Origin of the sequence: Pseudomonas sp. MWU12-3088, assembly GCF_023242405.1 — a bacterium.
In the GTDB taxonomy this organism is placed as follows: Bacteria; Pseudomonadota; Gammaproteobacteria; order Pseudomonadales; family Pseudomonadaceae; genus Aquipseudomonas; species Aquipseudomonas kribbensis.
On record NZ_JALJEA010000010.1, the window covers coordinates 255,708 to 268,564 of the forward strand.

A 12,857-nucleotide genomic window follows, 5' to 3' on the forward strand; every position below is an offset into this window, starting at 1 on the left:
GGCCCGGGCGCATTCAGCCCGGTACTGGCTCTGCGTCGACACGTTGCACCTGAGCGGGCTGGACAACCGGCTCAATCGCGCCGAAGAACCACGGCGAAACCAGCGTCACCAGAATGATGGTCATGACACCGCTGGAGAACAGCGCCATCGCCACCAGTGCCCCCAGGTCGACAATCGGCTTGAAGTCAGAAAACAGCAGCGCCATGAAGCCCACGGAGAAGATCACCACGTTGATCACCGTCGAGCGGCCGACGCTGTGCATCGCCTGCAGAATGGCCGCGTCGACTTCAATGCCCTGCTGCACCAGCAATTTGATGCGCGACAACAGGTGCACCGCGTAATCGACCACGCCCACCACCAGGAAAGTCACCAGCGTCGTGCCGATGTTCAGCTGGATCTCGAACAGGAACATGAAGCCGTAGACCGTGACCGAGGTGGTCAGCAGGGTCAACATGCCGAGGATGCCCAGCCGCACCGACTTGAGCCAGTACATCATCATCAGCGTGACGACCAGCAACGCCAGGGAAAAGCTCAGTACCTGGCCCTGGGTGATTTCCTGCAACACACCGGTCCAGATCAACGGCGTGCCGGCATGCGTCACCTCCAGGTTGGCCGGTTTGTTCACCAGCAGCCAGGCGTCGAGGCGATCGAGCATGCCCTGATAATCGCTGGCGACCGAAGAGGTCATGGTGTACAGCGTCAAGGCCTTGGAGAAGTCGGCGTTGAGCACGTTGTTCAGGTCCGAACCGCCACCGTTCTCGAACAGCATCACGTGTTGCTCGATCAGCGAATTGCCTGGCACTTCGAAATGCTCGACCTGCCCGTCGTCATTGACGGAGGTCACCTTTTCCATGGCGTCGGGAACGCGCAGGTAATCAGGGTTCATGTCGTTGAGCACCAGGTTCATGCGCTTGACGTAAGTGGCCAGGGAGTAGCCGTAACTCACGTTCGGCTGTTGTTTGATGAAGTGGTCGAGCTTGTCGATGAACTGCACCACCTCCGTGGTCAGCACCCCGCGCGGCTCCTTGCTGTCGATGGCAATCCAGCCCGGCGCCGTACCCGCCACTTTGGCGTGGTTGATGAACTGGTCCGAGACGCGGATATGGCTTTCAGGCTTGAAGTAGGCGATGCCCGAGTCTTCGATATCGACGCGGAAGGTGAACACAGTGGCCAGCGCCAGCAACGGCAGCATGACCATGAGAATCGGTTTGCGAAAGCGGATCATCCAGGCGCAGAACGCCACCAGATAACGCGAGATGATCGACTCCTTGTGCGCGGCCACCCTGGCCTGCGGCGGTTGATCCTTGCCCCAGATGGAAATCCAGGCCGGAATCAGCAGCAACGAAATGATCAGCGCCGCCGTCAGGCCGATGGACATGAACACGCCGAAGTTACGGATGCTGACGATGTTGTTGGTGGTGGAAATCATGAACGTGGCGATGGTCGTCACCGTCGTCAACACCACCGGCACGACCATCAGGCGCTGGGTTTCGCGGTTGGCGTCACGGTTGCTCTTGCCGGCGTTTTTCTGCTCGTAATATTCGGCCATCACATGGATCGCGTCCGAGCAGCAGATGGTGAACAGAAACACCGGCAATACGCTGGTCAACAGGTCGAACGGCACCCGCAGCAGCGCCATCAGGCCCAGCGTCCAGATGGTGCAGAACAGAATGTTGAACAGCGGCAACAACACGCCCAGCGGTTTGCGGAAGAAGAAAATCAACAGGAGGGTGATCAGCAGAAACACGATCGGAAACAGCACCGCCAGGTCATGGTCGATGATTTCCTGCTGGGCCGCGATGAAGATCGGCATGCCGGCAATGAAGATTTCGTCCTTGTACTCGGGGTGCTCGGCCTGATACTGCGCGACGATGCCCCGCACGATCTGATAGGCGCGCAACTGCGCCTGGGCGTCATCCTGTTTGGTGCCGAGTTCGGCCACCAGCATCGCGACTTTCTTGTCCTTCGACACCACCCCGTCGACCATCAGCTCGTTGCCCATGATCTGTGACTCGACCACGGCCGGGTCCATGTCATAGGCGTTGAGGGTCTTGTGGATCAACAACTCGCCACCGTCGGTCAGCACGATGTTTTCCAGGTCGCCCATCGAGGCCATTTCGCGAATCGGGTTGATGCGCTCGGCGAGGAAGGTCAGGAACAACTGATCATGAGCATCCCAGTTCTGACTCTGGGCATGATCGCGCAGGGCCTTGGCCTGAGCGTAATCATTCTGGGAAAAACCGTCCTCCAGAATGTCCCGGGTCAATAACTGCGCGCGGCTGTCATTCGGGTAGCGGGCAACGATTTGCGCCAGTTGCTCCTTGTCGGCGTCGTTGGCCAGGATCATCTTGCGCACCGACTGCGACATCGAAAACAGCGCATTGAGCGTCTGTTTGTTGAAGACCGTCTGCGGGTTGTTCAGCGCCACCATCACCGAGTCGAAGGTGCCGGTGAACTCACCCTGCAAATCGATGATGGTCTTGCGCGCCGGATGGCTGTCCTTGAGCAGATAAGGGTTGGTGTCCGAGACCAGCGCGCCCAGCGTATAAGTGAAATACGCAGTGATCGCCACCAGCAGGAAAACGATCGCCCGCGCATGGCGCTCGACGAAGTTCAGGTATCTTTCCATGATCATGTGTTCCAGGGTCGTCGGGAGCGGCGCTTAGCGGGCAGTCACGGAAAATTCCGGCAGGTCACCGTTTTTCAGGCCGCGCTTGATGGCGGTCTGGGTAAACAGCCGGTCTTCGAGCGGGACGTTGTACTGCAACTGGTTGAAGCGCATTTCCGAGCGCGTACCGTCGATGAAGTGTTCGGTTTCACTGAGCAGGATGCTGTCGATCCCGTCAATGGTCTCGACCTTCTGGGTGCGCATCTGCTTGATCAGCACACCTTTGACGTCGAAGAAGTCCTGACGCATGACCAGGAAATTCTGCTTGTCGATCCACACCTTGAGTTTGTTGTAACCGGTCTTGGCCAGCACTTCAGAGGACGCCGGTTCACGTTCGATCACGTAGCAGTCGCGGCCCTTGATCTGCTCTTCACCCAGCAATGTCTGCGAGTAATCCTTGACCCGGATCTTGTCCAGATCGGCATAGGAGTATTCGCTGCCCATGAACGAGCCGCGCTTGTCGGTGGTGGAGATCCGGCGGGTCTGGCGGCTGACCGGAAGGTACATCCACTGGCTGTCTTCCAGGCCCAGAGTCTCATGCGGGTTTTCGATGTGGAACGCGACGTCGCGCACATCGGTCGGCGCCGAGAAATACATGCTAAATTTGTCGCTGTCCGGGTAGTCCTTCTGCAGGTAGGTGAATTCACGAACCCGGGTATTGCCCTTCTTGTCGTGAAGGATCAACGACACCTGGGACATGAAGCTTTTACCGTCATTGCGATCGCGCACCTGGCGAATGATTTCATCGGCATTGCTGCCGTCGGCAGCGCTGGCGCAGACGCCACTGAGGATCAACGCGGTGGCGGTCAGACTTTTCAAAAGCGGCAACATCGGAATTTCCCTTTTCGTCGGATGAGTACATGCGGGCCTGCGCCACCGGCGGCAGGCAGGCGTCACGGGGTTAAAACAGATAGCCGGCGGACAGCCGCACTTGATCGCGCTTGCTGTACTCGCCGAAGGCCCTGTCGGGTTTGCCGAAGAACACGTCCACTTCCAGTCCCAGCTTGATGTAGTCCACCGGTTTGTAGGTGAAGATGCCCTGCAACAAAGCGTTGTCCTTGAGCGGCGGCGAGGCCGCGGCCACCAGTCGGCTCTTGAGCCGGTCCTGCCAGTGAGTGCCTTCGGCCGACAGCGTGAACAGCGGCTCGCGCTTGTCCTGCAGCATCCCGTCCTGCCAGTCGAGCAGCACCTGCTCCTGCCATTGCGCGGAAATCAGCCAGTCGCGCCACAGATAATCGACACCCAGCAGCGACTTGACCATCGAAGTGCTGTCGGCACCGTAGGCTCGGGTCGGATTGGTCACGCGCCAGTTGTCGAACCAGGCGATCTCGCTGCGCACCACGATGCTGTGACCGGCGTCGATCGCCAGACCTGCACCGCCCATGGTGTAACGGGGAAACTGGCGTTCAAGGCGTGTACGACCGTCATCGGCCAGACCTTCGACGGCATACACCGGGTCCTGCTGACGTGCACTCAGTGCCACGAAACTGGTGTCCACCGCACCGATCCGGCCGTTGGCGCTCAGACCATAGGAATAGCCCTTGTCACCGTCATAACCGGGTTTGGAATCAAGCAGGAAATACTCCGGATCCGGCGCTACAAACAGCGGCGCGGCGAACTCGCTGCCCGCCACCGGCGGCTGGTTCTTGACGAAGTCGGTGATCCACAGTGCTTCCAGTTCCCACTCGCCTACGGGCTGCGTCACACGCACCATCGGTACGGCGATGCGGCTGTCTTCAAGCAACGGGGTCAGCCCATCGCGATAGTCCAGCGGGTTGATCTGGTCCAGCACACGCAGCTCATCCGCACGCCCCCAGACCACCTGCTGCCAGCCGACCGTCACTTCACCGTCGCCCAGCGAATGACCGACATACAAATGCCGCCAGTCAGCGTCGAAGCGATATTTTTCCCGGGCGCGTTCGCTGTACGGGTTGTTGCCGTCGTAGCGGGCGTCATACCGCACACGGCCCTTGGCCTTGTAATAGCCGCCGTCCCAGTTGTCCTCCAGGTTGGCTTTGAAATACACGGCCTTCTGTGTGACCTGATCGTCACCGTGCAGGCGCAGTGCCGTGGCCACGCCGATTTCGGCGTCGGCGTAATCGGGCTTGAGATCGTCGACTTCCAGGGCCGCGACAGCCGCCGGAGCGGCCACGCACGCCCACATCGCCCAGGCGATGCGGTTGATAGATCCTGGCATCGCTACATTCCCAACCCGACGCCGCCATCGATCACCAGGCTCTGGGCCGTGACCCCGCCGGCTTCAGGACTGGCCAGGTAACGCACCATCGCCGCCACTTCTTCACTCTGGATGAAGCGGCGCATCGGCAGTTTTTTCTTCGCGTTGCGCACGATCTGTTCCTGGGTCAGACCGGCGATCGCCGCTTGTGTCGCCAGTTCGCCCTGGAGCATCGGTGTATCGATCCAGGCCGGCAGAATCGCGTTGACCGTGATCTGCCGCGACGCCAGGTCCAGCGCCAGAGCCTTGGTCATGCCGACGATGCCGTGCTTGGAAGCGCAGTACGCGGTGTTGCGCACCTTGCCGGCCCGCCCGAGGATCGAGGACATGTTGATGATCCGTCCGCGATCCGGCATCAGCGCCAGGCACAACGAGGTCACGTAGAACGTACCGTTGAGGTTGACCGAAATCACCTTGTGCCAGTTGTGCAGATCTTCGGGCTCGTTTTCATTGCAGATACCGGCACTGTTGACCAGCACGTCGACCTGCTTGATCCGGGTGCCGAGCTGCTTGAAAAACGCTTCCATGGCAGGCAGGTCGGCGATGTTCGCCGCGTGGGTCTCGACCCGCGCGTTGATCCGCTCCTGCTGCTCATCCACCCAGCCCTGCAGTTGCGGCAAGTCCAGGTCCAGCAGGATCAGGTGATTGTCGCCATTTGCCGCGAAGTCCTCGGCCACCGCGCGACCGATGCCCTTGGCCGCACCGGTAATCAGAATGGTGCGGCTCATGGCATTTTCAACCCGCCGTTCACCGGCAGGACCTCCCCGGTCAGGTACAGGCCACGTTCGGCGAGGTATAGCACCGCCTCGGCGATTTCCTCGGGCTCGGCGTAACGCTTGATCAGCAGCCGCGACTGGATCTGCTCCTCCTGACTGCCGATCAGTGCGGTGCTCATCTCGGTCTTGACGATCCCCGGTGCCACCGCATTGACCCGGATATTGCGTGGCGCCAGCTCGACCGCCAGCGCGCGGGTCATGGCTTCGACCCCGCCCTTGGCCGCGGCATAGTTGCTCTGGCCCTTGCCGGGCTTTTGCGCGGCGACCGAACTGATATTGACGATGCAGCCGCTACGCTGGCGCAGCATGCCCGGCAGCACTTGCTGACAGCAGAGCAAGGTGCCGACCAGGTTGGTCTGGATCACCTCCAGAATGTCGCTGGCCGGCATCGTCGCCAGCAAGCCGTCACGGGTAATGCCGGCGTTGTTGACCAGCAGATCGACGCGCTGGAAATGCGCCTCGACCCGCTCGAAGAATGACCCGATGCTGTCGCCACGGCTGATGTCGCATTGCATCGCCAGGCAATCCACGCCCGACGCTTGCACTTCATCACGCAAGGCGATCGCCGCTACTTCATCACGCACATAACTGAACGCCACTTGATAACCGGCACCTGCCAGCGCCAGGACGATGGCCCGGCCGATGCCACGGCTGCCGCCGGTCACTACTGCTACTTTGTTCGGCATGACCGTTCCTTACAGCGAGTTATCGGTTTTGAACTGCGCGAGGCTGAACCCGTGGGTCGCGGCCAGTGCACGGATCTGTTGCACTTGCTCACGACTGATGTCGCCGTAGGAGTAGTGCTGTTTCATGCCCGACAACCCCATCAGTACCGACTCCGCCATGCAGGCGTACAACTGACCTTGCTTGAGGTAGGCGCGAACGTTGAGGGCCAGGCCATCGCCCAGCGGCGTCTGGACAATCCCGCCGTGCATGTACAGCACGTCGGCGCGCTGACCGGCGAGGTTCTGGTCCACGTTCAGCGGAACGGCGATGTCGCAGATCACGCTGTTTTCGGCAAAGTGTTCGGCGCCAAGAAACGCCTGCGGTGCATTCGCCGCACACAGCACGATGCGCGCCTGCTTCAAGGCATCCAGGTCGTTGCTGACGGTGATGAACGCGTTGCTTCCCAGTTGCTCATCGACCAGTTGCGCCACGCGCTGCCCGAGATCGGCACTGTTGCCATGGGCTTGCAGCAGGGTGTCGATACCCCGCAGTTGCTGCAGGCGACTGGCGAGACGATCGTGCTCGGCAACACCCTTGAGAATGGCCCGGGCGGCTTCGGCGTAAATCTGGTGAGCGGTTTTTTCCAGGCGTCGCAGCGAGCCGTCGCGACCGCTGCCGATCAGGATCAGGTGCTCGACACTGGTCGATAACAGCGAGGCGTAGGTCGAAGCAATGTTGCCGGCAGCACCGACCACCGCAGCGGTCTGCTGACTCAGCTCCAGCCCTTGCTGCTTGCAGCCCTGCTCGATGGCTTCCAGCCCCATGCCGATGGTCAGCGCGTTGCCCGAGGTCAGCGCCATGTCAGGAATTTTCAGCGCCTGACAGTTGTTGGTGACGATCGAGGTGTACATGCCCAGGCCGGCCACGCTATAGCCGTCGGCGCGGGCATCCTTGATGCGATTGCCGACTTCCTCGCGGATGGTTTCCAGATCGCCGCTGGCGATGTAAGCCGCCATCGCATCGGAATCCATGCACAGCGGATAGAGAGTGAACTCCACCGCCGTGCCGAGTTTCGAGCGGATCTGCACCGGGCCGATGGGCGCTGCGCGGCGCTCGGGGGCCATGCGTTTGATGAACTCGCGCTTCTGCTCCGGGCTCAGGGTCGACAGCGATGGGTCGACATCACTGAGCATGTCCGCATCGATCAGGTGGTTGATGAACGCCACGCGTGCTACCACGCGCACGTTCTCGTCAGGCTTTGGGAGGCTTTCGGTCTCCGTGAAGCTGACATCGCGTGCCGGCACCTGGGGGATGCTGTCGGCACACACACCGGCAGCCAGCGGGAACGCGTCGCGACGACGCAGCATGTCGCAGACTTTTTGCAGCGAAGCGATCAGGCCATCGATTTCCTGGAAAGTGATGCACACCGGTGGTTCCAGGCGAATCACATTGGCGTTGCTGCCCGACGGCGCCACACGCAACGACTCGAACTGCAACAGGTAGCCGGCAATGATGTAGCCCAGCGCATCGTTGTACTGCGCCGATGCCTGGACCAGCGAACTGGCGCCGGTCAGGTCATGCAGTTCGAACCCCAGCAGCAGGCCGCGTCCGCGCACATCGGCGATCACGTCCGGATAGGCCGCCTTGAGTTCCAGCAGCGAAGTCTTGAGGTACTCGCCCTTCTTGTTCACATCCTTGAGCATGGCGCTGTCGTTTTCGAACAGCCGGCGCAGGGCCGACAGCGCGATGTGGCACGACGCATCGTCTTCAGCGAAGGTCGAGCTGTGGATGTAGCTGAAATCGTTTTCGTAATGGCTGGCGCGAATCACGGTGGCGGCGATTTTCATCAAGCCGCCGCCCAGCGCCTTGGACAGGCAGTAGTAGTCGCCCTGCAGGTTGAAATGGGTGGCGCCGAGCAAGGTGCCGGTGCGACCGAAACCCGACTGCACTTCGTCGATGACCAACGGGCATTGCTGCTCGTTGCACAGGCGACGCAGGCCCAGATAGAACTCTTTGGCAAACTCGTTGATCCCGCCCTCACCCTGGATCGGCTCCAGCAGCACGGCAGTGATTGCGCTGAACGCTTCACGGCGCACGTGCAGGGTTTCGCCGCTCCACTCCAGGCTCAGCCAGTGATGCTGGTGGCGGGCCGGCAGGTCTTGCAGCTGCTGCGGTTGATGCGGGTCGATGAATTCGACATTGAGCCCGAAACGGGCAAATGGCTTGCGGTATTGCTTGCCGTAAGTCAGTTGAACGGTGTTCACCAGCTTGCCGTGGAAGCTGCCTCGCACCGCGAGGAAGACCGGCTCGACATGCAGTTGCGCGAGGTTGTGCTGACGCACCGCCTCGGCCACCTGACGCACAGTCACGCAGGTCAGGTGCGGCGGCAACAGGCCGGCCGGCAGGTCGAGATCGTCGATCTCCAGCTCGACATAAGCCTTGTCACTGGCCACCAGGTTCGCCAGTTCGAAATCGCGCTCGTCGAACTGCTTCTGCAGGTTTTTCTGACGACGATACTCGGCATGTTTGACGGCGATTTCCACCGACTCGGCGCCACTGTTGGAGAAGGTGGAAATGTAGCGCTCGGTGTTGTTCAGCTCACGGTTGAACGCTTCGCTGAGTTCGCGCCCCAACTGCCCCGCCGCGCCACGCACCGACATTTGCGCGTTGAACGGCACATCGGCGCGCAGCAGGCCGCACAGCTGATCGACGAATTGCGGATCGTTGTGACCGTACAGCGCGGCGCCGTAGCCACCGAGAAAATCGGTGACGGTCACTTCGTCACCCTGCTTGTCGCGGTAGAACAGTTTGCTGCCCTGCGCCCGATGGAACTGGCACTCCAGGCCCAGGGCCTGCATCAGTTCAACGAATTTTGGCCGAACGTAATCGCGGTAATCCATGACAGTCATATCCCTTGAGTAAAAATTCAGAAGCGATGTATTGCCTTGAAGCGGTCAGTCGTCCGCCTGCAAGTCGAGTTGGTAGCAGGCGCTGAAGCCGTTGTCGTCGCGGTTGATCACCAGGCAATCGTGGAGAACCGCATCCCGCGGTTCGCCCGATACAAACGGCAGATGCGTATCCACCGGCTGCGTCAGCCCGGCAATCGGCGCGATGCTTTGGGCCTGCAGCATCTGACGGGCGAGGATCAGGTCGACCAGGCTCGGCGCACCGCTGAGGATGCCGGTCAACGCCGTGCTGCTGGTGATGTGTGCGGCGCCGGTTCGGGCCAGCGTGCGGGCCAGATCGGCGTCCTTGTGCGCAGTGCCGGTGGCACTGCTGATCAGCAAATCGACCTGTTTGTCCGGCAGGCTCAGAGCGTCCAGACGCGGATGCGCGAACAGCGCCGACAGGCAAGTCTGCGGTCCCGGCGGCAGATCCGCGGCCCGCCGCAGCACCAGCGCAGCAGCGCCTTCGCCGGCAATACCGCCCGAACCCTGGCGGTCGAAGGCGAGCATCTGTTGGGCCCCATCGGTACTGATCACGCCCGCTTCGGCGAGGGTGGACAGCGCCAACGGGTCGAGCTCACTGCCGGCCCCGACCACGATGGCCACGTCGATGCGTCCACTCTGCAAGGCACTGTGCGCCTGATGCAATGCCGCCAGATTGCCGGCCACGCCCTGCATGTAGGCGTTGCACTCGCACTCCAGCTTCAACGCCAGACTGACCACACCGAGCAAGCCGTTGCTCAGACTCTTGAGCACCAGAAACGGATCGAGCGCACGCTCCTGCAACACTTGCTGCGCGAGGCGGTTCATGTCGGCAGCGCTGTCGGTACGGGACTCCTGAAGCAGTTCACCATAAGAAGCCACCGACGGATGGGTATACCCGCCCTGACAGCAATAGAGGCCATAACGCAAACCGTCCTGGCCGGGTTCGACGCCGGCCTCGGCCAGCGCCTGACGCACCGCGCTGACGCCCCAAATCACCGCCGGCGGGCAGTAACGCTGCAGGTTTTGCGCAACGTCCTGCCGACTGCGCTGGTGCGTGGCGTCATCGATCTGTCCGAATGCGGCGATGCGTTCACTGTGAAACAGCGGCGTTTGCAGCGGCGCGATCGCACTGCGACCTTCCCGGGCCGCCGCCCAGAAACCCTCGACGCCCCAACCCGTCGGCAACACACAACCGCTGCCAGCGATGGCAATGCGTGCAGTGGCGCTAGTCATTGTCCGTGCTCCCGATATTTGCCAAGGGCCAGCGAGGTGTTCAGGCCGCCGAAGCCAAAGGAGTTGCTGAGGGCGTAATCCACGCGACGGCTGACGGCCTGACCGGCGCAATAATCCAGATCGCAGCGTTCATCGGCCTCGTGCAGGTTCACGGTGGGTGTGACCAGATCGTTCAGACAGGCCAGCGCCGTGACGATGCACTCCGGTGCGCCGGCCGCCGCGATCAGGTGGCCGAATTGCGACTTGTTGGCACTGACAGCCAGCGCCTGATAATGCTTGTGCTGAGCGAACACCTGCTTGATGGCCAGGGTCTCCGCCACATCATTGAGGGGCGTCGAGGTGCCGTGGGCATTGATCAGGTCAATCTGCTGCGGCTGCAACCCGGCATCGTCCAGCGCCGCTTGCATTGCCAGCGCGGCGCCCCGGCCCTCTGGCTGCGGTGCGGTGACCTTGTAGGCGTCCAGGCTGCTGCCGTAACCGAGTACTTCGGCATACGGGGTCGCCCCCCGCGCCAGGGCATGCTCAAGACTTTCCAATACAACAAACCCGCCGCCCTCGCCGGCGATCAGGCCGCTGCGGTCACGATCGAACGGCCGGCACAGGTCAGCGCCCCAGCGCTGCTCGCCCGAGGCTGCGCCCAGCAGGTACAAAGCGGCCATGGTGTCGAGGTTGAGCACCGAGTCGGCGCCACCGGCCACGGCAACATTCACTTCGCCGCGACGAATCATCTGGAACGCATTGCCGATTGCCTGGGACGCGCCGGCACAGGCACTGCTGATATTGATCACCGGGCCTTCACAACCGAGGTCGTCGGCAATCACTCGCGCCAGCCGGTCGTTGGCCTGGCGCAGGGAACCCTCGGCGCTGACTTCTGTTTCCCGCGCCATCAGGTGTTGCCAGTCCGGTACATTGCCGTCCGGCGCCTGGGTCAGGAGCATGTCGGCGAGCATGTGTTGCGGTGCCCCGGAGGCACACAGCACGGCAGCATCGCGCAACTGCTCGGGGTTCAACCCGCTGTCGGCGACGGCCTGGGTGGCGGCCACCCAGCCAAAGCGACTGCGCTTTTCCAGGGACAGCGTCCAGGCCGGGTGGTTCTGCAAATGCCCGGGTAACAACGCCATGTCCACAGGCGCCGCATAGCGAACAGGAAATTCATTCTCCTGCAAATCTTGCGGCTGCCACGGGCGCACGCAATGTTCGGCGCCGAGCATTTTTTCCCAGAGGGTCTGCCATTCGAAACCGAATCCGGTTACCGCGCCCATTCCGGTGATCACAATCCGTGTCGCACTCATGCGTACTTCTCCAGGGTTTCACTGGCCAACAGCAATGCGCCCCAGTGACCGGCGCGACCATGACTGACGAGCAACGTGTAGCCGGGCATGGCGCCAGCGTCGCGACTGTGGTGCAAAGCCATGGCGACCTCGGTCAGCAATCCGCTGGCGCCCAGCTCACCGGTCATTGCACTGACACTGCGCAGGCTGTGCGGCATTGATTCAAACAGGCTCATCAGTTGCCGGTCGGCGGAATTGGCCACCACATTGGCAACGTCACCCAGACACAGTTTTTCCTGGCTCAGGGCGCGCTCGATCACTCGTTTGCCGACGGCCAGCGTGCGCTGCGGATCCGCGCTGTAGCCTCGGGCAAACCCGGCCACGCGCAAGATCTGCGTGGCGTCCTGCACCGGTGTCGAACTGAGCAGCAGCGCCGCGGCGCCTTCACCGTAAACCGGCTCGTCCGCCAGAGCGGGCTCGCGCAGGTACAGGGCCGGTGTAAGGTTCGGACTGCTGCTGACCACCAGCGCCGCATCGGCGTGTTGTTCGGCGATTTGCTGACAGGCCTCGATCAACGCATCGAGTCCGGCATTGTCCTGGGAGCAGAAGCCGCCCATCGGGCCATGGCAATTCAGCGCCTCGGCCACGTAAGCCATCACACTGCTGTTGAGCAGCGTCAACGCATGCAATGGCGGGGTGTTGGCCAACAGTTGCGACAACTGTTTTTGCGGCTGTTCGAGGATCGCTTGCACTGCATCCCAGCAAGGGCTTGGCGCGTCCACCTCCGGAATGGCGGCGGTCAGGGCAATGCGCGCAGCAGGCAGTTGCAGCGCCGCCAGCGCGGGTGCCAGGCGTGCGGCGCAGTGCAGCAGACGCAAACCCTGGGGCTCGACGCTGCGCTGGATCTTGCGATCGAACAGGTCGCTGGCCAGGCGCGGCGCAGGCAGCGCCAAGGCCTTGCGTTGCGGGTCGAAGGCCAGCGGTTGCGGCACCGGCGGTGTACCGAGCAGGTCGGCGCATTCGCTGCCGGCCGCATTGAGCACGGCAGCCGCATTGATGTAGAGGGCTCTGTTCATA

9 protein-coding genes are annotated in these 12,857 nt (G+C 62.0%); all 9 read right to left on the bottom strand.

All coding sequences use genetic code 11. The features are described from left to right. Positions 1–13 precede the first annotated feature (13 nt). Complete coding sequence (locus tag M5B98_RS22735) at positions 14–2,629, bottom strand: efflux RND transporter permease subunit (RefSeq protein WP_248744040.1); 2,616 nt, start codon at positions 2,627–2,629, stop codon at positions 14–16. Positions 2,630–2,662: 33 nt separating this feature from the next. Further along, on the bottom strand, positions 2,663–3,499 hold the full coding sequence (locus tag M5B98_RS22740; protein WP_248744041.1) for an outer membrane lipoprotein-sorting protein: 837 nt from the start codon (positions 3,497–3,499) through the stop codon (positions 2,663–2,665). Positions 3,500–3,569: 70 nt separating this feature from the next. After that, positions 3,570–4,865, bottom strand: coding sequence for a DUF1302 family protein (locus tag M5B98_RS22745; protein ID WP_412548549.1), 1,296 nt, complete (start codon positions 4,863–4,865; stop codon positions 3,570–3,572). Between the two features lie 2 nt (positions 4,866–4,867). Then, positions 4,868–5,632: an SDR family NAD(P)-dependent oxidoreductase gene (locus M5B98_RS22750; RefSeq protein ID WP_108559488.1), complete on the bottom strand. Its 765-nt coding sequence runs from the start codon at positions 5,630–5,632 to the stop codon at positions 4,868–4,870. Next, positions 5,629–6,366 (bottom strand): 3-oxoacyl-ACP reductase family protein, encoded by a 738-nt coding sequence (locus tag M5B98_RS22755; RefSeq protein WP_248744042.1) that lies wholly within the window; start codon positions 6,364–6,366, stop codon positions 5,629–5,631. The genes M5B98_RS22750 and M5B98_RS22755 overlap by 4 nt, the downstream gene beginning before the upstream one ends. 9 nt (positions 6,367–6,375) lie before the next feature. Next, positions 6,376–9,246 (bottom strand): aminotransferase class III-fold pyridoxal phosphate-dependent enzyme, encoded by a 2,871-nt coding sequence (locus tag M5B98_RS22760; protein ID WP_248744043.1) that lies wholly within the window; start codon positions 9,244–9,246, stop codon positions 6,376–6,378. 54 nt (positions 9,247–9,300) lie between these two features. Then, positions 9,301–10,509, bottom strand: a complete 1,209-nt coding sequence (locus M5B98_RS22765; protein ID WP_248744044.1) for a beta-ketoacyl synthase N-terminal-like domain-containing protein — start codon at positions 10,507–10,509, stop codon at positions 9,301–9,303. Beyond that, complete coding sequence (locus tag M5B98_RS22770; RefSeq protein ID WP_248744045.1) at positions 10,506–11,801, bottom strand: beta-ketoacyl-[acyl-carrier-protein] synthase family protein; 1,296 nt, start codon at positions 11,799–11,801, stop codon at positions 10,506–10,508. The genes M5B98_RS22765 and M5B98_RS22770 overlap by 4 nt, the downstream gene beginning before the upstream one ends. After that, entirely contained in the window at positions 11,798–12,856 is a 1,059-nt protein-coding gene (locus M5B98_RS22775; RefSeq protein ID WP_248744046.1) for a beta-ketoacyl synthase, read from the bottom strand. The genes M5B98_RS22770 and M5B98_RS22775 overlap by 4 nt, the downstream gene beginning before the upstream one ends. Between the last annotated feature and the right edge of the window lies 1 nt (position 12,857).